Source organism: Chitinophaga terrae (ex Kim and Jung 2007) (assembly GCF_900107795.1).
Classification (GTDB): domain Bacteria; phylum Bacteroidota; class Bacteroidia; order Chitinophagales; family Chitinophagaceae; genus Chitinophaga; species Chitinophaga terrae.
This window is the reverse complement of sequence record NZ_FNRL01000008.1, coordinates 58,037-75,198: the sequence shown is the minus strand read 5'-3', so window position 1 is coordinate 75,198 and position 17,162 is coordinate 58,037. Positions and strand designations below refer to the sequence as shown.

Below are 17,162 nucleotides of genomic sequence, written 5' to 3'. Positions count from 1 at the left end.
AACCAACTATCAGAACAGGTAGGTAACATGCACCATTGCCCTGTTCCCGGCTTTAATACGCATATCCGCCAGCTGCTGGGAAACGGCAGGCTGAAAATTAGCGCCTGCTGAAATATTTCCTATAGTAGCTTCCATACCAATGGTAGCCATCAGCGAGTAGCCGCCAGAAATATCTACCTTATACTTTTTTGTTTCCCTGTCTTTTGCTGCTGTTTCATAAAGCACACCGGCATTTGGAGCAATGGTTAGTTTTTCTTTCAACCTTATTTTGTAATACGCCAAGAGGTTAGCCGTGAATTTATTGCCATACTGGTAATCGTACCTGTTATTGGTGTTGATCTTATAGCTCACATTGGCGTTTAATCCCACGTCCATCAACCTGACGTCGTACATCGCGTTCAGGGTAAAATCTGTGCTGGCGGTTCCCAACTGGAAGTTATTGGGCGCGTCTTCATTCTCTTTATGCTCCGCTGGTTCGTACCTTCCGGTAGGCAGCTTTATGCCGGCGCCCAGCCAGAGCGATTGTACCAGCAGTTTACTACCTGCGGTCTGCTGCTTGTCCAGCAACTGGTAATAGCCAACTGCCGCAATATCTCCCACCCCGCTTCGGTGCATGGAAACGCCCTGGTTTTCCCGGCTGTTGAAATTCAGGGGTACAAAACCGATCACCCTGAAGCGCCTGCCGATATTCCATCCGCCCCATAACTCGGCCGTCTGGTAGGTTTCCGCGGTGGTCAGATAAGAACGTGAGCCGCCGGGGCCGAGGTGAGAGGTAAGGGTTTTATACTGGTATCGCAAACCCACAAATCTTTTTTTGAAGTCAGGAAGAATACCAATGTAATAGCTTCCCACTCCGCAGCCGCAAATATCGCAGGCTCTCAGGTCGTACGCCCCTGCAATCAGCAATATGCTAATAAGGAATATCTTTCTCATGTTTCTTTATTGTGCTTCCTGTGAAAACTTCTTTTCAGTAATGAACTTTTTATCATTCAACGTATTGAGGAAAGCCAGCAGCTCCTGTTGCTCGGAAACGGTCAGCGCAATGCCTCTCTTCCCGTTGCTTTTCAACAGGGGATCCAACGTTGGCATATCCTGCACTTCTGAAGTATAGTGCGTCAATACTCCATTGAGTGTATAAAACCTGCCGTCGTGCATATAAGGCGCAGTATATGCCAGGTTGCGAAGGCTGGGTACCTTGAACCTGTACATATCGTCGGGGTTCAGCGTAATAGCATACCTGCCCTGGTCGTTGTTGGGCCCTATCCCTATCCCGTTATTCCTGAAGGAATGATCTGTGAACAACGGCGCTGTATGACAGGCATTGCAATGTTGCAGAAACAGTTCATAACCCTTCTTTTCGTCGGCCAGGAAACTGGCCTGGCCCCGCATTACGCTGTCGTATTTTGATTCGTTGCTCACTACCATGATCATAAACTGCGACATCGCTTTCATCATGGTAGCGGTAGTAATCCCTTCGTTGCCAAAGGCCTTTCTGAACAGTTCAGGATAGGGAGCTGTATTCTTCAGCTTCTCCAATACGTTACTCATTTTTTCATCCATCTCCACGAAATTGGTAATGGGCGCAACAGGTTGCAGATCGAGGTCAAAGATGCCGCCATCCCACATCAGCGTGGGGCTCCAGGCCAGGTTCATAATAGGCGGAGCATTACGGCTGCCCAGCCGGTCGTCGATCCCATGGCTGATGTCATGCCCGTGATGCGTGAATGCGGATGTCTGCAAATGACAAGACCCGCACGAAATAGTGTTGTTCCGCGAAAGCCTTGGCTCGTAGAACAGCTTTCTCCCGAGCTCGAAACCCGCTTTGGTCACCGGGTTGCCGGCTATGTTGTATGCCGGCGCAGGAAACCCGGCAGGCTGCACAAAGCCCTCAAAAGCAGGTTCCTGTCTTTCATCTTTACCACATGACCACAACAGGAAAACAAGCAGGCAGGCGATCAACAGGCTCACTTTTTTCATATCCTGCTTTAGTTTTCTGTATGATCGTGATAAAACATCTGCGCATAGTTGGCCGCTATCTTCGTGCTGAAATCAGAGAACATAACAGTAGGATATTTTGCGATGCTTACATTGGTAGCGCCGTTGAACATCTTTAAGATGTCTACCATCAGGTGTACATTGGCTTCCCTGCCGGCCCTCACTTTGGCCACGCCCGCCTTCGTGAGGTCTATGGTAACGGATTTGATGTTATTGATAGTTGGGGCGCTGTAACCGCCAAAGCCGCCTATATGATAACGGAACTTACGCCTGCCGCTGGGATCGGCCGGCGCCAGGTCGGATGTCCCTTCCATTTTAAAGAAGATATATCCCATATTCCATTCCCAGTACATTCCTTCATCCATCCCTCCCGATGGGTCCAACACTCCTGTTCTTTTACTTACATCCATTACACTGCTAAGACTATCTACTCCCAGGATAAAGGTCAGGGAAGCATATTCCCCTTCCGGCACCCGCACTTTAACAAACTGCGAAGCGGCATCCGCCTCCGATACAAGGAAATAACTGCTGTCTTTAGGCACTGTATATTCCACTCCCTGTACATTCTTTACTTTAATATTGGTGATATAGTATTTAAGCAGATCAACCTTAAACTGCTCTCCCAGCGCGTTCGTGTATACGCCGGTGCCCAACTGGAGGTTGCGCTCCCCGGCAATATTATCGAACTGGATGGAGAGGGTCGACTTCACGGAATCATCGCCGGACGGATTCACTTTTTCATCTTTGGAACAACCGGTTGCGAGTAATGCCGCTAAGAAAATTTGTATATAGTATCTCATGATGTTCATTATTATGTTGCTGTTTGAATGACAACAGGAAGGAGCCAGGTTTTTAAGTTATATCTGCAGTTCGGGCAATAAGACGCCCTTACCTGCAGTACATGCAGATTTTTTATTGCAAACCGGATGATATATCCTTTCTTCAGAAAGGCATGTAAATAGCGCTACATCTGCACGTTTACGTGCAACGTATCAACAAAAGATTAAAATGGAAGCTTTTTACACAGTAGGAGGGTGAAAAACAGAAGAAGGCTGATCAATCGGGCAGCCTATAGACAGAGGGTATTGATGCCGTATACCAGGCAATGACAAAACCGGCTGCAGCAGCGTATTTACAACGATCCGCTCACAAAACAGTTCGGATTTATTTTCAAGTTTACGTTCCGGATTTTCCTGGTCTTTGCGTTCCTCTTCTTTCAGCTTTTTGGCAAGATGGCATTTACCATTACAATGCAACTGGGGCTTATCCCTGTTCACACAAAGGTTTTTGGAGATATAATCCTGGTTGATAAAGAAGTCGAGCATCACAACATAACGACCCGATAGCTGGCAAAGCCAGACTACCAGTAATAACATTGTTATGAGTCGTTTTTGCATGCTAACCAGCTTATAAAATTTGCACGAAGGTAGAATTTAAATGCTAATTCCGTTACTTCATTACTACTGAACAGATTGACAGCGCAAATTTATAAACTAAATCACAGAGGCGGCAACACAAAACCGGACAATAGTTTAGATAAAAGGTTTTAAGATCAGGTTGTTGATTCGATGGTCAGCGTTTCGTTGGCAGCCACCCGGATAGTAGCGGGGAAAGATATATGCAACTGGTCTTCCTGCTGTTTCCAGGAAACATCCAGCGTTTTATTTCCTATCCTAACCTTATTCTTCTTCAATGCTCCTGTTCCTCTTACATCCAGGGTAAGCTTATTAAGTTTTAACGATCCGTATTTTACTGTAATGCTATGTGTGGATCTTTCTTTCGTGAGATGTTGTGAAAACGTGCCCCAGCCCTCTGCCGAGGTGAATGGCGCACGAAAATCGCGGGCGCCGAATGCCGGTTTGAATTTCATTTCTCCTTTAGGGCCATGGTATTCATAACCGCAGGCGGTAATAAACGTCCCATAGCTGGCCATTGCGCGGGCATAGTGATCGCTGCATTCAATTTCGTTGAATGGGTTTCGTTTGGCTCCGTGGTACCGGTCGTGTATGGCCCGGGTAAGGATCAGCGCTTCGTCTGTCATTCCTTCCGCCATCATATGGCTGGCTACCTGGTGCTCGAACCCCGACATGCACTCGTGGAAATATCCCAACTGCCAGGTCACATCCTCGCCGTAGGGTTTAGCTTCGTTATGAGGGTTGGTGTTCATGATCATGCCGGCTTCGCCTTCCAGGGCATAAGGCCTGCCGCCATGATGCGTCCTGATATAAGGCCCTACATCTGTTGTGAAATTATATTTCCACAGTGCGCGGAGTGCTGAAAGGGTCTGTTCTTTATTCCACAATCTTCCGAGGCCAACCTGCCAGGCCCAGCTCTGGCCATACACCTGGTCGATATGGCAGGTATTGTAACTGCCCAGTTTCCGGCGGCCCTGCACCGGGTCGGGACGATGAATGAAATATTCGCCGTTGAACAGGTGTGCAGACATATTGGCCCCGCCCTTTTCAACATATTCCCTGCACTTGCCGGCAAATGCGCTGTCGTTCATTTCTTCGGCCATCAGTTGTGCCGCTTTTGCCGCGGCAATGCAAAGTCCTACGATCCATGCAATTTCACCTTCCCATACCGCATCCAGGGTGTTTTCCATTGGCGTATCCGTCATGCCGTCGTTATTCTTATCCTGCGCCAGCATGAATAACACTGCCTGTTTTATCCGGGGCCAGTTGGCGGTTAAAAAATTATTATCGCCGCTCATTAAGTGTTCGCGGTAGATGCGCAAAATGGCGCCGGCCTGGCCGTCTATAGCCGGCCTGTTCTCGTATTCCGCCCTGAAAATAATTCCCCCGTTCTGTTCCATAGCGATGCCAAGGTCGGTACGCTGGCGGGTATCCCGCTCCAGCGATGGAAAGATCCTACCAGCCGCCTGGGCATATTGCCAAACGTGGGTACAGGTGCCTTCGCAGGTGTTCACGCCTTCCCAACCCCAGAAGCGCCCGGATTTAAAGCGATAGGTATTGGCGGTAGCAAGAGAACCGATATTCAGGAAAGTCCTTTCCAGGAACCAGTAGGGCAAAGTGGAGTTGTAAAACGTTTCCCGCCATTGCAGCGTTGCACCCCAGAGTTCCCTGAAATGCCGGCGTATGTAGATCGCTACTTCACCTGCATGCTGAAACCTGCTGCCGTAGTAATATCCTTCTTCTGCATCTTTTATCTTAGCAACTTTTTTAAGCGGATGGTTGAAATGCCAGCTTAGTACATACTGTACCTGTACTTCCTTTCCGCCCTGGACTGTTGAAGGTGCGGTACTGACAGCTGCTACCAGCTTTTCATCAGCTGGTTTATCGGCCGTTGATTGGCCGGCAGCAAATACTCCTTCCCTAACCGGCCATACGTCTGCATTGGTATTAAGCCGTACATTATCGCTGATGCAGGCAATGCAGGTAGTGCCGTCGTCGGGATAGTTACCCTTACCTGCAGCGGCGTATTGAAAAGACGAGAGAATGCCTGATTCAGTCGCCATGCCAGTGTTGCGTTTGAAGCCTTCAGACGGTTTTCCGGTGAGCTTACGGGCGCCGTTTTCCAGCCAGCCGCAAATACTTAGTTCCAGCGGCTGCGCGGTTATATTCCGTGTACTGATATCAAACACAGTTGCCGGCAAAGCGCTGTTATCGGCATCCAGGGGAATAAATATCCCGCCGGCGCGCATAGTCACTTCAACGGGCATACGCGGATCACGGAACCTGATAGTAGCAGTAGGATAAGTGGCTTCAAACGTTACCTGCTCCCAGTCTTCTTCCCTCAATTCTTTTAACCAGGTTTGGTTCCCCTGCTTAACCAGGATAGCAAAACCCTGTTCCAGTACCCGTTTATTAGCGGCTATTGCAGGTTCCAGGTAACTGGCCCCATCCCTGTTCCGGATCTCCCTTTCCGAGTTGCCATCATGCCACCAAACGGATTTTGGATCAACTCCTTCCCTCTCATCGTTATAGATGCTCCAAAGCCACAGCCTTCCATCCCCTCCCAGGTATACGGTACCGGCGTGTAAGCCCCCGGCAGGCATGCCTATGTATTTAAGTTCATTCTGTTGCCTGGTATAGGTAGTTGGTTTTCCTCTTTCATAAAGGGACCGCACCCATGCCGGGTCTATTGATTTATTGGCTGGGATATTATGTTCAGGATTGATGACGCCATGATAAGGTTGTTTGCCGAACCCTAAACGCGGGAGCTGCAATGTTAGCATGCCGGCGGCCGCCAGGCCGGATTGACGCAGGAACTGTCTTCTTTTCATCTGTTCACTTTTCGTTATTGTAATAACGCGGATAGCACCTCAAGTTATGGAATTCCTTTATTTTATTCTACCAGCGTCAAATTACCAGCAGGATTAGTGAAAATATCACCAGGTATGTTGAAGATATCTATCGCTTTACTGCCATAGATTCGCCATTCTGCACCTTTGTTACACCGGTTATCTTCCCTTTTTCATCTTCCTTAAACCAAAGTTCAGCATCAAGGAACTTCGCTGCAAACCTGTTATTTCCCAAAGGAAGTATAAGCTGCTTTATTTGCCTCGGGCCTTCCCCTTTTCCGTATAACTGGTTTCCCTCCCTAAAGATCTGCAGACTGAAGTCGGGCGAAAACTGGTACCAACCCAGGTACCGGTCCAACTCTGCTGCTGATAGCCGGATAGTTTTAACGGCAGGTACAACTTCCGGGCTCCTGGAATATTCGATTGTCTTTTCCGGTCCTTCTGCCTGCAACGCGATTATTTTACCGGAAGGATCATGTATGAAGGAAAAAGTTTCGAGACTGTTCCTGAGAAAGAATTTATCTTTTGCATATGGAAAAAGTTGCTCTTTGCTTCCGCCTTTGGAATAAATATACAGCGTGCTGTCTAACAACTGAACTATCCTTTTACCATAACTCCCGGATTCGTAAACTGCCTGGTAGCTTTGCAGGCTCTCCGGCTGCATTTTAAGGGGGATCTCCGGGTAAGGCTTGCCAAGCGCTATAGCAGCCAGCCTTGTTCCTGCATCTTCGGGGTTATAATATTCACAATTGGTTAGTACGATAACGCAAACGGCTTGTTTGGGAAGCCATGTCATAAAAGCGCTGAAACCGTTTATCAGTCCATCATGCCTGATGCTTTTATTTCCCCGGATACTGCCTGTTGCCCACCCAAACCCATAGTTGGTAAGCGAACCATCTGCAAGTCGATGGGAAGAAACAGCCTTCTCCAGGCTGGCGGCGCTGATAACCTTATACTGCATTAAAGCCGTTATCCAGGTAAAAAGGTCACCGGCTGTAGACACAATGGAACCGGCTGCATAAGGCTGCGTCATACTCAGGTAAGGGGCGTTTTCAAACTTGTCGTATATCCCATACCGGTACCCGGCCACTTTGTTGGGGATGATAGCTGCGGCGGTTTCTATGCTGGTGTGGTGCATGCCCAGCGGCTTAAAAAACACGCTATCCATGTAGCGGGCGTAAGACTGACCGCTGATCTGTTCTATGAGGTAGCCGAGTAGCACGTAATTATTGTTATTGTAAATAAAACGGGTACCTGGTTTAAAATCCAGTGTGTCGTTCCTGAAAACATCTACCAGTTCCCTTGGAGTGAAATCTTTCTTCCGGAGCTCCGCATTCCAATATCCCCTGCTCAGGCTTATACCGGATGTATGGGTTAGCAAATGCAGTATGGTAATGCTGTCGTAAGCGGCCGGAAAATCCTTAAAATACTTGGTCAGGCGGTCATCAAGGGATAATTTCCCCTCCTCTGCCAGTTTAAGGATAGCGCAGGCGGTGAACTGCTTGGTGAGAGATCCTATCCGGAACCGCGAATCCGGTTTTATATTCACTCCCAATTCCATATTCGCTACTCCGTAGGCTTTCTGAAAGATAATCTTCCCGTTTTTTGCGACGAGTGCAACGGCGCCGGGAGCGCCGGGATGGAAACGCGCCCGCATTACCTGGTCGTAAGACTGCGCAGAAACAGCGCTAATTATTATGAGTAAAAGGAATGATAATGTATAGCGGGGCATAATTGTTATGGTTTGACTTTCTTTTGAAATACCAGGTAAGCGATAATGAGGCTGGCGCCTGTAAATGCTGCAATGGAAGGGAGGAATATCAAAGCAGTTCCCACCTCAGGGAACCAATAACAGAACAGGCTGCCTCCAATAATTCCCAGGGCCACCCCAATACATACTATACCTAATAAAAGGAGGAACGGAAGGATAGTGAAATGCCTGCTGAAAAAGTCGGCGGGCAATCCTTTCTCTAATATCATCATCCTCTCTTTATGCCTTGTACTAAAATAGTAATAACAGATACTAAATACTGTAAGCGCAACGGCGATCAGTACGGCAGCAGAAGTTATTTGCATTGTTTATTGATTTAATTATTTGTGAGTATATTGATGGGGCTGACCAAAAAGGTTGGCTTGAAGAAATTAGGGCTGATCTTAAAAAAGGTCGGCCCTTTTCTTTGCAGAAAAGGGGCCGATTAGTATTTTTAATTACCACATTAAAAATACTATGGCCAAAGCTACTACTAAACAGGTATTCAAACAATACATTCCCACACAAAATCTTTTGCTGCCTCCTGATCTGGGCGAACTTATTGATAAACATCATCTTGTACGTATTATAAATGATGTAGTTGAGAAGATGGATCTTAGCAGGATCATTGAGAGTTATCAGGGAGGAGGTACTAGTGCCTATCATCCATGTATGATGATAAAAGTGTTGTTGTATGCGTATGCCGTTAAAATATATACGGGTCGTCGCATAGCCAAGGCTCTACGGCAAGATGTTACATTCATGTGGCTGGCAGCCTATAATCGCCCGGACTTTCGCACTATTAACAATTTTCGTAGTGGTATACTCAAGGATACCATCGAAGAGCTATTCAAGGAGATGCTGGATTTTCTGTTGACACAGGGATATATCAGATTTGAGCATTATTTCTGTGATGGATCTACATTTGAAGCTGATGCTAACAGGCATAAAATGGTCTGGAAGAAGAACGCAAAACGGTATCAGGCGGCTACAGAACAAAAATGCAGGGAGCTGTTTAAACAGATCGATCAACTAAATGAGACTGAGCAACTCCAGTATGGGAACAAGGATCTTGAAGAATTGGGAGCAGATAAACAGCCTGTTACCAAAGCACAAATCTCAGCACAAACCAATAAGCTGGAAAAAGTGATAGAAGCCACCACATCTAAACGCCTAAAGCGCAAGGCAGCCACATTAAAGAAAAAGCTTTGCTTGCACCAGAATCAAATAGATAAATATGAACGTCAGCAACAGATTAGTGAGAGCCGTAGTGGTTATAGTGTAACAGACGAGGATGCCACAGCAATGAAAATGAAGAATGGTGAAGTCCTGCCAGGCTATAATGTACTTATTGGTAGCGAAGATCAGTTTATTACAGGCTATAGCGTGCATCAGAAAAATAATGATGGAGCCTGTTTTAAAGATCATCTTCATCAATTTGAACAGCATGGAGGTCACCAGCCTGCTGCAATCATAGCAGATAGCATATTTGGTACGCAGGAAAACTATGAGTTAATGGAGGATAAAGAGATTGCCGCATATGTAAAATTTCCTCTTTACCATAAAGAACAAAGCCGTAAATATGTTGAAAATCCCTTCCGTAAAGAGAACTTCATCTATCATGAAGCCGACGATATCTACATCTGTCCTTATAACAAAGTACTTCGTTTTCGCTATGTCAAAACAGATCGTAGTAAAAATGGGTATATAAGCTTTAATCGGTTATATGAATGTGAGAACTGCCAGGGCTGTCCTTTTATTAAAGATTGCAAAGGTACATCAGCATCTAATCGCACAATAAAAGTCAATCAAGCTCTTGACCACTATAAACAACAAGCTCGTAATAATCTAAAAAGTGATGAAGGGAATGTCTTGAAGCGAAAACGGAGTATAGAAGTAGAGACCTGTTTCGGTGACATCAAAAAAAATCAGGGATTTAGACGATTCCATTTACGAGGCAAACAAAAAGTAAAGGCTGAATTTGGCTTGATAGCCCTTGCCCATAATTTGCGGAAAATACACATCAAAAACGTCCAATCGGCCACTTAAACACAGATTTGACCCTGCAATGGTTTATTTTACAACTTTGAGGCTCCTTACTCTTATTTATTTCTCAGATTAATCAAAAAATCGATACAAAAAATTGGGCCGACCTAAAAGCCATTGTTGGACTTTTTGGTCAGCCCCATATTCTGAATGATATTTAAAAAAGCATACAGGCAGGAAGATGAATGGCTCGCTAAAGCCAGGCAGGGCGATCAACGCTCCATTAAACAGCTCGTATCTCACTATTCTTCTTTCGCCTATACCATTGCCTTTGGTGTTGTTGGGAATCATGAAGAAGCGGAAGAAATAGTGCAGGATGCTTTTCTGAAAGCATTCAACGCGTTATCCGGTTTTAAACAATCTTCCAGGTTTTCGACCTGGCTCTATAAGATCGTTTATCGTACTGCCCTTAATAAGCTGCAGGCAATAGGCAGGGAACAGAGGAAAGAATCTCTCAACGACACATTGTACGAGATTGCGGATAATACCCAGGCATGGGACAGCATTCAGAAAAGTGAAAGGGAAAAATATGTACAACAGGCCCTGAACCAGTTGCAGGCCACAGATAAGCTCCTGGTGCAATTACATTATATTGCAGAGAAGAGCATCGCTGAAATATGCGAGATCACAGGGCACAAAAGATCGGCTGTTAAGATGCGATTGTTACGCAGCAGGAAACAACTGGAACAGGCATTAAAAACCATGCTTAACAAGGAAATCAGTGAATTATTATGAGGAATGACCAGTTTAAAAATATATTGAAGGAGAACGGCGTGATATCGCCATCCCCCCTGTTTGCAGAAAAACTGGCAACCACGGTGGTCAACAGCTGCCCTCCTGCCGCTAAAAAAGCTCCCAGGTTAACCTTGGGCACTTTTACCGTTTTTGCATTGGTTGCTCTCAATATCATCGTGCTGTGCGTACTGGGCGCAACGCAACTCAACCTGGTTGTCTTTATTACATTATTGCTGTTTTGTACAAGCATCCTGCTTGCTGGCTGGTTCTGCACCAAACTGCTTAAACGGAACATTAACGAGGCATTGGTTAACACCTAAGAATATCTGCTCACCTGACATCCTATTGCAGCCATCCTGGCTATCTTTAACTACAGACCCAAAGGCCTGTTACATCAATTCATTTACCCGAATACCTTGTAATATGCCAGTACAATTATTGTTATATATTCCGTTATGCTACGCCTTCCTCCATGGCCTTATTGGCTTTAGCCTCTACATAACCCATCGCAGTACCAATTACTACCTTCCTGATCCCTACCAACATAATATCGTTCAGCTATTGCTGCTGTTAATTGCCGGCATCGGCAGTGGGTTTATAATATCGATTTCCTGACCCTTTAGAAAATACCCATAAATAGCTATTTTTTCAATTATCGCCGCAGCGTTCCTTTGCAAAGGGAATCTTCGTTATTTATTAACATCCTGTTGTCATATACCTAAAGGTATAATTGGCCCCAGAAATCAGAGCTGCTTACCGCAGCTCTTTTTTTCGCACCAAAATCACCTGGAACCAAAAGCGGATGTTAATAAGCCGGGAAACCTACTTATTAACATCCGCTTCAATCAAAATCTTTCTACCACATCCGGCAATTACCAGAATTTAACGTACAATGCCGAAAGCAATAGCACGATTGCGGCAATGAGTATAACTGAGGAAGGCGAAAGCCTGAACATGCCCCGGTCCAGCACAAAAGCTTTTGGACTGACCCTCGGACCGGCCAGGCTAATTGCCACCATTACAATGACGGTGGTCAGGAAAGACCAACCAAGGCTTATAAAGAATGGTATTTCATATTCTCCGTGCGCATTAGGGAATGCACTGTAAAGGATGGTTTCAGGCCCCATCAGTTTAACAGCTGCCTGGTTAAAGAAAACCGAAGCTGCAAAGCCAACTATAATGCCTGCAACCGCCGCGGCGCCGCTGGTGCGTTTCCAGAACATCCCCAGGATGAAAGTGGCAAAAACGCCAGGGCTGATAAAGCTGGAATATTTTTGCACAAATGTGTACCCGCCTGCCCCGCCAATATCGAGCAGGTCGTTCCATGTAAAAAGTACTCCTATAACAATTGCTGCAACAATGGTAAGTCGTCCTACCCAGACCAGTTGTTTTTCATCGGCTTTCGTATGGAGGTATTTTTTATAGATATCCAATGTGAAGATGGTGGATATACTGTTGGATTTACCGGCCAGCGAAGCGACGATGGCAGCAGTAAGCGCCGCAATGGCCAACCCTTTTAATCCGGCCGGCAACAGGGTAAGGATCGCTGCATAAGCGCCGTCTTTATGCCCTCCTTCCAGCTGCGGCAAATGCCCGTGCTGGTAAAGGACATAAGCCACGATACCCGGCAGCATTACGATAACAGGCATCAGTATTTTCAGTAAGCCGGCAAAGAGGATACCCGTTCTGGCAGTTGGCAGATCGGCCCCCAATGCACGTTGCGTGATATACTGGTTGCAACCCCAGTAATTCAGGTTGCTGATCCACTGCCCGGCGATGTACATTCCAAATCCCGGCAGGATCAGGTATTTATTGATATACTCCTGTGAGGCGCCCGCCTCCGGCTTTTTCAGCATCATATGGAAATGATCCGGGGCTTCTTTCATCAGGATGTTAAATCCTGCCACAATATCTTTCCCGAAACCAAATTTTTCACTTACCACTGTCAATGCCATGCAGGTGGTAGCCAACCCGCCTATGATCAGCACCCCTACCTGGATCACATCTGTATATCCTATTACCTTCATTCCGCCGAGGGTAATGATCACGGCAAAGATGGCCAGTGCGATCATCACCTCATGAAAATAGGCGCCTCCGAGCAATCCGTTAATAGCCAAGGCGCCCAGGTAAAGAATAGAAGTTAGGTTAACAAACACATATAAAAACAACCAGAATACGGACATTATCAGCGCTACCGTTTCGTTATAGCGCATTTTAAGGAACTGGGGCATTGTATAGATCTTGTTACGGATATATACAGGCATGAGAAAAACCGCCACAATGATCAGCGCCGCAGCGCCTAACCACTCATACACGCTCACTGCCATGCCCACAAAAAAGCCATCCCCGCTCATCCCTATAAACTGTTCAGCAGAAATATTTGAAGCGATGATCGAGGCGCCTATTGCCCACCAGGTGAGAGAACCCTCTGCAAGAAAGAAATTTTTTGATTCGCTGGTCGCCCCCTTCTGTTTCTTCCTGTAGATCCAATAACCATAACCGGCAACGATAATAAAGTATAATGCAAAGACGAGGAAGTCTTTAAAAACAAGTTGATGTTTCATAAGTGGAATTATCGGAACAGCCAAAGGAAGTAAAGACCTTCTCGACAAGTGCTGATGCAGTACTTATCAGGAAGGTCTTTGTATTACATTGTTCCCCGTCAGAATTTTAATGTAGAAGGCAGATATTTCGCTACCAGGTCCTCGTAGTAAGGTCTTAAAACCTTCCAGTCCGGAGGTGTCGGACTTTTAGAGTAAAGATCGTAAGGGTTAAACAAGTCAACCCATTTAAACATTTCCACATCATGATCATCCATGAGGTGAGTATATGCATGTTCTCTATGTTGAGGGTAGAAGGAGTGATAACGAAGCATGTAAAGCGCCGGTTCCGGCAGGTATGGCTTCATTATCTGGTAAATATATTCATCATGTCCCCAGCTCATATGCACGTTGCGCAAACCGCAGTTCGGTTCATAAACGCCATATTTTGTATTATAATCAGGGTTGTTGATGTCCGGGTTGTTTTTGAAGTACTCGGCATACACAATCTTGTCTGAAAATGCGCAGCCTACAGGGAAGGTATCACCTACTACTGCCCATTGTGGCTCTCCGAACAGGCAAAGCACCTTTCCCATGTCATGGAATAAGCCTGTCAGTACCATCCAGTCGGGATGCCCGTCGGCCCTGATCGCCTCTGAAGTTTGCAGGAGATGCTGGAACTGGTCCAGGTCGGTATCAGGGTCGGAATCATCGACCAATTGATTAAGGAAATCGAAAGCTTCCCAAACCGACATTTCTTTTTTATTGAAAGAAAGGAATTCTTTTTCTTTCTCTCTCACAAATGCATAACATTGGTAAGTATGGTTCAGTCGATAGAATTCGCGGACGGTATCTCTTGGCGGTGCATCATAATTGCGGAATTCTTCTTTTGATTTCTGCGCATTGATACTCGCGGGATCTGGATAACGCTGTAGCAAGTCATCTTCCCATTGGTCCAACGACGTTAGCGGAGTTGCATTGGGTTTATCCATGGCGTAAAAGTTTTATTAGTTCGTGGAAATCAGAGATAAATCAAAGATTTACTTCTAATTTGCAACCTTTTCAAAAAACTTCCATATAAAAGAATAACTTTATTTACTTAACCGATTAAGTAACTATGGAGAATGTTACTATCAGAATGTTGGCGGAAAAACTGCAATTATCCACGGCTACCATTTCCAAAGCGTTAAACAACAGCCATGAGATCAGCGAAGAAACGAGGAAGAGAGTGCAGGAACTTGCTAAGGAACTGAACTATGTACCTAATCCGTATGCCAGTAGTTTAAGGAAGAAATCCAGCAAAACAATTGCTGTAGTGATACCGGAAGTAGCTGATAGCTTTTTTGCGGAAGCTATCAATGGTATTGAGGCGGTAGCCAAAGAAAAAGGCTATCATGTACTGATCTACCTGACACATGAGAACAGCCAGCAGGAACAGGCGATCCTGAACGATTTCCAGAGCGGCAGGGTAGATGGCATATTGATCTCTGTTACTATGGAGACTGCGGCCTCAGAACACGGGCTTGCCCATTTATCCAAAGAACTGCCCATCGTGTTTTTCGACAGGGTTTGTGAAGAATTGCCCACTGCCAGGGTTACAACGAACGATAAGGAAGCCGCCTTTATAGCTACCCGGCATCTCATAGAACGCGGATGCAGGAACATCGGGCTGCTGGCCGCCTCCCAACAGCTGTCTATCATCCGCCAGCGGATCAGCGGGTACGAAAAAGCGTTGAAGGAAGCAGGCCTCCCACTGTCTCCGAATGCCGTCACCTACTATACGAACGACACAGTCGGCAACTATAAAAAAGTATGTGAAACTCTCCGGCAACACCGCTTCGACGGGATCATTGCCACTACTGAGAAGCTGGCTACTTCTGTTTATGAAGCCTGCGAAACCCTGGGTATCCGGATGCCGGACGAACTGAAAGTAGTGGGATTCTCCAATTTATCGACTGCCCGTTTCCTGCAACCCTCGCTGACAACTGTAGCCCAACCGGCATTTGAAATGGGAAAAACCGCGGCCACACTGTTGTTCAGATCACTGAAAAACAATCACTTTCCTTTGGCACACCAGCAGGTAGAAATACCCAGCCAGTTAGTGATCAGGCAATCGACAGCTGTTTAAGAACTTTTATATAATGAAAAAAGGTGATGACCATTACGGCCATCACCTTTTTGTTTATTGCTGCTTTTCAAACTATTGATATTTGATCTTCACCAGGCGTTGAACCGGGCGGAAGTCGTAGTTGGTGAAACCGCCCACTACAAAGAGGGCTTTCTCCCCTTCTACCGGTATTATCTTCGTTATAGGGGTACTGTTACCTGTATATAACGAAAGGGCGCCATTGGAGTTATAGGTCGGATGTATGCTGCCATTCGGATTCAGTACCATCACGTTATTACGATAATACCCGTTGAACCTTGAAAAGAACCCGGATACAATGATCTCTCCGCCCGGCATCAGGTCTGCGCGTACGAGATACTCATCTGTTCCGGTTCCCACGTTAAATGTGGCATCAACGCTTCCATCAGGATTTAATCGTACAATATGAGGCGCTTTAACCCCTGCAAATGTATTGAATCCTCCTACGGCTATGATTTTACCGTCGGGTTGCAGGGTAAGACTATTGATATTGAGATCGGGGCCACTACCTGGATTAAAGGTCGGGTCAAGGGAGCCGTCAGGATTTAACCTGGCTATTTTGCTAACTGCCTGGTCATTATACTTGGTAAAAGAGCCTGCTATCAGGATCTTGCCATCCGGGAGCAGTTTTGCGCTGCCAATATATCCATTTGGTCCTGTTTTCCCCCTATGGTTTACCAGGTCATAGTTGAATGTGCTATCGATAGACCCATCTCCTTTCAATTGAATAATCTGGTTCACCCGGATAGAATCCAGATGTATAGAATCTCTTCCCTCGTAGTTGATCAGCTGAAAGTTTGGTTGCACATAGAAATCGAAGCCGCCTGTTAATATGATCCTGCTACTGGCGAGATCGCTGCCTTCTTTCACAAGGATATTGGTAACGGCGCCGGATACGCCTCCTTTAAAAATGGAAGTGTTATACTCGGTTTTTGTTACTGCATTAATCACTTTATCTGATACTACGCCACCTGTAGAATTATAAACAGCGGCAATACCGTTGCAATAGCCTACGCCTCCATAACTGCTAAAGCCGCCGGCTACCAGGTAGTAGGGCGTGTTTTTCAGGGCATAAGCGCCATACACAGCACTATTACTACCGTTCTCCATTCCATTAGCAAAGCTTTCATCCCATTTACCATCTTTGTTAATTCTCACCACCCGCTTCATCCCCTTCTGGTTATTGTCAGTCGAGCCATAACGGTCAAAATCTCCTACTGCCAGGTATTTGTCGCCTCCCAGTGGTATAATGTCGTAAATGGGCCCATTAGCGGCTAGAGAATTACCAGGGAAGGTAGAATCCATCTCAAACACTCCCTTTACCCTAAAGAAAGGGCCGTAGTAATATTCCTGTCCTACCTGCGCAGTAACGTTTCCTGTTGCGGCAAAAGACGGTACTTTTATTTTGGCCGTTGTATCGGTCAGCTCAACAATTTCCGCTTTTACGTTATTGAATAAAAAGCTGAGTTTATCTTTATTCTTTAAAAAATTCCGCCCCCCGATTTCAACAACATCCCCTACATTACCGGCAACCGGGTTAATTCCATTCTTTTTAAGCGTGATGGCAGGTTGTACCTGTTCAGCATAGGGATTAGCTCCGGACGGCTTGTATGCATCCTTCGTACAGGCGCTTATCATACCTGCCAGAACTGCAACTGAGAATATATATTTTTTCATACTTAGCTC

14 protein-coding genes are annotated in these 17,162 nt (G+C 46.0%); 4 read left to right on the top strand and 10 right to left on the bottom strand.

From position 1 onward, the window contains the following. Nucleotides 1-9 precede the first annotated feature (9 nt). The 7 genes from BLV62_RS10500 to BLV62_RS10470 all read right to left on the bottom strand — a co-directional run bounded on the left by BLV62_RS10500 (nt 10) and on the right by BLV62_RS10470 (nt 8,335). Nucleotides 10-933: a transporter gene (locus BLV62_RS10500; protein WP_089761390.1), complete on the bottom strand. Its 924-nt coding sequence runs from the start codon at nt 931-933 to the stop codon at nt 10-12. A gap of 6 nt (nt 934-939) precedes the next feature. Further along, a complete protein-coding gene (locus BLV62_RS10495) occupies nt 940-1,977 on the bottom strand; it encodes a cytochrome-c peroxidase (protein WP_089761388.1) in 1,038 nt (345 codons plus the stop codon). A gap of 8 nt (nt 1,978-1,985) precedes the next feature. Then, a complete protein-coding gene (locus BLV62_RS10490) occupies nt 1,986-2,795 on the bottom strand; it encodes an MbnP family protein (RefSeq protein ID WP_225889560.1) in 810 nt (269 codons plus the stop codon). A gap of 219 nt (nt 2,796-3,014) precedes the next feature. Further along, a complete protein-coding gene (locus BLV62_RS10485; RefSeq protein WP_139170076.1) occupies nt 3,015-3,392 on the bottom strand; it encodes a hypothetical protein in 378 nt (125 codons plus the stop codon). 155 nt (nt 3,393-3,547) lie between these two features. Beyond that, complete coding sequence (locus BLV62_RS10480) at nt 3,548-6,241, bottom strand: GH116 family glycosyl-hydrolase (protein WP_089761383.1); 2,694 nt, start codon at nt 6,239-6,241, stop codon at nt 3,548-3,550. 127 nt (nt 6,242-6,368) lie between these two features. Continuing rightward, a complete protein-coding gene (locus BLV62_RS10475) occupies nt 6,369-7,991 on the bottom strand; it encodes a serine hydrolase (protein ID WP_089761382.1) in 1,623 nt (540 codons plus the stop codon). Between the two features lie 5 nt (nt 7,992-7,996). Then, nucleotides 7,997-8,335: a hypothetical protein gene (locus BLV62_RS10470; RefSeq protein ID WP_089761380.1), complete on the bottom strand. Its 339-nt coding sequence runs from the start codon at nt 8,333-8,335 to the stop codon at nt 7,997-7,999. A gap of 151 nt (nt 8,336-8,486) precedes the next feature. Here BLV62_RS10470 and BLV62_RS10465 point away from each other — a divergent pair, with 151 nt between their 5' ends. The 3 genes from BLV62_RS10465 to BLV62_RS10455 all read left to right on the top strand — a co-directional run bounded on the left by BLV62_RS10465 (nt 8,487) and on the right by BLV62_RS10455 (nt 11,110). Beyond that, a complete protein-coding gene (locus tag BLV62_RS10465) occupies nt 8,487-10,058 on the top strand; it encodes an IS1182 family transposase (protein WP_089761378.1) in 1,572 nt (523 codons plus the stop codon). Nucleotides 10,059-10,205: 147 nt separating this feature from the next. Next, entirely contained in the window at nt 10,206-10,790 is a 585-nt protein-coding gene (locus BLV62_RS10460; RefSeq protein WP_089761376.1) for an RNA polymerase sigma factor, read from the top strand. Then, complete coding sequence (locus tag BLV62_RS10455) at nt 10,787-11,110, top strand: hypothetical protein (RefSeq protein WP_089761374.1); 324 nt, start codon at nt 10,787-10,789, stop codon at nt 11,108-11,110. Before BLV62_RS10460 ends, BLV62_RS10455 begins: the two co-directional genes overlap by 4 nt. A 552-nt stretch (nt 11,111-11,662) precedes the next feature. On the opposite strand, the gene BLV62_RS10450 is transcribed toward BLV62_RS10455, so the two are convergent. Next, complete coding sequence (locus BLV62_RS10450) at nt 11,663-13,354, bottom strand: sodium:solute symporter family transporter (RefSeq protein ID WP_089761372.1); 1,692 nt, start codon at nt 13,352-13,354, stop codon at nt 11,663-11,665. Between the two features lie 98 nt (nt 13,355-13,452). Beyond that, nucleotides 13,453-14,322: an inositol oxygenase family protein gene (locus tag BLV62_RS10445; RefSeq protein WP_089761371.1), complete on the bottom strand. Its 870-nt coding sequence runs from the start codon at nt 14,320-14,322 to the stop codon at nt 13,453-13,455. A 125-nt stretch (nt 14,323-14,447) separates the two neighbouring features. On the opposite strand from BLV62_RS10445, the gene BLV62_RS10440 reads away from it, so the two are divergent. Then, the gene (locus BLV62_RS10440; RefSeq protein ID WP_089761369.1) at nt 14,448-15,458 is read left to right on the top strand and encodes a LacI family DNA-binding transcriptional regulator; all 1,011 of its coding nucleotides are present in this window, start codon (nt 14,448-14,450) and stop codon (nt 15,456-15,458) included. A gap of 72 nt (nt 15,459-15,530) precedes the next feature. Here the strand turns inward: BLV62_RS10440 and BLV62_RS10435 are convergent, their stop codons facing one another. Further along, nucleotides 15,531-17,153 (bottom strand): IPT/TIG domain-containing protein, encoded by a 1,623-nt coding sequence (locus BLV62_RS10435; protein WP_089761367.1) that lies wholly within the window; start codon nt 17,151-17,153, stop codon nt 15,531-15,533. Nucleotides 17,154-17,162 lie beyond the last annotated feature (9 nt).